Annotated in this window: 1 protein-coding gene; it reads right to left on the reverse strand. The window is 34.8% G+C overall.

All coding sequences use genetic code 11. The annotated features are described in order from the left end of the window. Nucleotides 1-339: 339 nt before the first annotated feature. Nucleotides 340-831, reverse strand: coding sequence for an SF0329 family protein (locus CDH50_RS15005; protein ID WP_100613110.1), 492 nt, complete (start codon nt 829-831; stop codon nt 340-342). Nucleotides 832-980 lie beyond the last annotated feature (149 nt).

Consider the following 980-nt stretch of genomic DNA (forward strand, 5'->3'; position numbering starts at 1 on the left):
TTTTGGAAATTCTCTTCAACAAGTGGTTTAAGGGATTTATAATGCTGGTCAGAATCGAAGTCCTCTGTTTTGATTTTTAGGATTGAGGACTCAATGTAATAGTCTAAAGTTGCTAAATTCAAATCTCGATATTTTTCGAGTTCCTTATGTTTTTCTTCTTTAGTCAACTTATTCAATTTTTACGTTTTTCAGCATGAAGCACAACGTGTTCGTGTATGGGAAAGTTGCGTGTTTGGGGGCGAGGATTTTCCGAAGGAAAATCGGAAGCCAGCAAACAAGCAACCAACTTTGTGTTAACTAAAACTAGCAATTTTTTATACACGGTGTTGTGTGCAGTTTTTATTCATTTGTCAGTCTGTAATTAAGGAAAAATAATGGTAAATTGTCTAATGTTCTATCTTTTAGTTTTTCCAAAGTTCTTTTTCCAGTTCGTTTGTCTAAAATACCTAAAGTTTGAAGGATTGGGCTGTCGTGGTCAAGCATTTTGTCTGGCGTCATATTGAGTGATTCAAACATACAAATGTGCAGGTCAAAACGTGAAAATTCACCTTCTTCTGTCAGCTGACCTTCGTTTCGTTCTTGGGGTTCAATTTTTATATGAGTTGCATGTCGTTTTTTTGTGTCAGGTGTTGTTTCATTATAATAACGACCGTATATAGTTCTCGAATCCATTGTCGAAAAGTTTATAATTTCTTTTCCCTCAATTGTTATCCAACCTCTTCCATTGGAAGAATTTGGTTTTCTATAAGCTGTTGTAAAAAATTCTACTTTTCCTTTTATGGATTCAGCTAAATTTTGTTCAACTCTTTTTTTCAATTGACTCCATTGCATAATTTAATTACGTTTTTTCTCAAATTGCACACAACGTGTTCGTGTATGGAAAGTTGCGTGTTTGGGGGCGAGGATTTTCCGAAGGAAAATCGGAAGCCAGCAAAGAAGCAACCAACTTTGTGTTAACCAAAACTAGCAATTTTTTATAC

This window comes from Confluentibacter lentus, assembly GCF_002806995.1.
GTDB classification, from domain to species: domain Bacteria; phylum Bacteroidota; class Bacteroidia; order Flavobacteriales; family Flavobacteriaceae; genus Confluentibacter; species Confluentibacter lentus.